Source organism: Streptomyces sp. SID4985 (genome assembly GCF_009863025.1).
In the GTDB taxonomy this organism is placed as follows: domain Bacteria; phylum Actinomycetota; class Actinomycetes; order Streptomycetales; family Streptomycetaceae; genus Streptomyces.
Genome location: NZ_WWIR01000713.1, coordinates 1 through 1168, shown reverse-complemented (window position 1 = coordinate 1168; position 1168 = coordinate 1). Strand labels below are relative to the sequence as shown.

Annotated in this window: 2 protein-coding genes; both read left to right on the top strand. The window is 69.2% G+C overall.

Annotated elements, in window-relative coordinates; all coding sequences use genetic code 11:
• Nucleotides 1-478: helix-turn-helix domain-containing protein (locus GTW40_RS31555; protein WP_202486678.1), on the top strand; the 478-nt coding region annotated here is incomplete at its 5' end.
• A gap of 400 nt (nt 479-878) precedes the next feature.
• Nucleotides 879-1168, top strand: a 290-nt coding sequence (locus GTW40_RS31550; RefSeq protein WP_161183554.1) for a cytochrome ubiquinol oxidase subunit I, incomplete at its 3' end; no start/stop codon positions are given.

The following is a 1168-nucleotide window of genomic DNA, read 5'->3' as shown; positions in this document are numbered from 1 at the left end:
CGAGGGGACGTCGCTGCACGCCGCCGTGGGCCGTCCCGGCGCCGGTCTGGACGGCTTCCGTTCCTCGGCCCGTCAGGCGGCCCGGGTCCGGGAGGTGCTGGGGACGCGGGCCGGGGCCGCGGGCGGCCGGGGCACCGAGGAACCGCTCTGGGTGCACTACGCCGACGTGGCGCCGGTCGCGCTGATGGCGGGCGATCCGGCGGCGGTACGGGACTTCGTGACGGCCACGCTCGGGGAGCTGGCCGCGCCCGGTGCGCGCGGTGCGGTGCTGCGCGAGACGCTGCGGGTGTTCCTCGCCCACCGGCGCAGTCACGCCGCCGCCGCGACCGCGCTGAATCTGCACCGCAACTCGGTCCAGTACCGGGTGCGCCAGGCGTCCGCCCTGCTGCCGGGAGGAGCCCACGCCCTCGACGACGACTTCCCCGTACGGGCCGCTCTGCTGGCCGCGCAGTGGCTCGGAGACGCCGTTCTCGCGTGATTACCGGCCGGTTATGCGCCGAGCGTGCGGTAAAGCGGGACGGGCAATAGGCAATGCCGCCCCTATTCGATTGTGGGGGCAAACCATTTACGGAATAAATGCCACATAAAGGTCGCATCTGCGCCCGAAATCCGCCCTTTCGGCGCGCAGGTGCGACCCCCACGCGCGGGCCGCCGCTCGGGCGACACCCCGCACCGACACCCGCGCTCACCCGAACGGACCGCCCCCGTCCGTGCGGTCGATCACCCATCCGGCACACCGAACAGGGGAGAGCGCCCGACTCCCGGCGCCTGTTTCCCGGCTCGCCCGGTTGCTCCGCATTTGTTCGAGTCGACGCGACTATGCGCTGGAGATACCTTTTAGCCACAATGCGGCTGGATCGAAGCGAGAGAAGGACGCAGTGGAACTAGCAATCGCTCACGAGACCATCGCCCGATGGCAGTTCGGTGTCACCACCGTCTACCACTTCCTCTTCGTCCCGCTCAGCATCGGTCTGGGAGGCATCGTCGCCGGCCTGGAGACGGCCTGGGTGCGGACAGGAAAGGAGAAGTACTTCCACGCGACCAAGTTCTGGGGCAAGCTCCTGCTGATCAACATCGCCCTGGGTGTCGTGACGGGCATCTTCCAGGAGTTCCAGTTCGGCATGAACTGGTCCACGTACTCCCGCTTCGTCGGTGACGTCTTCGGCGC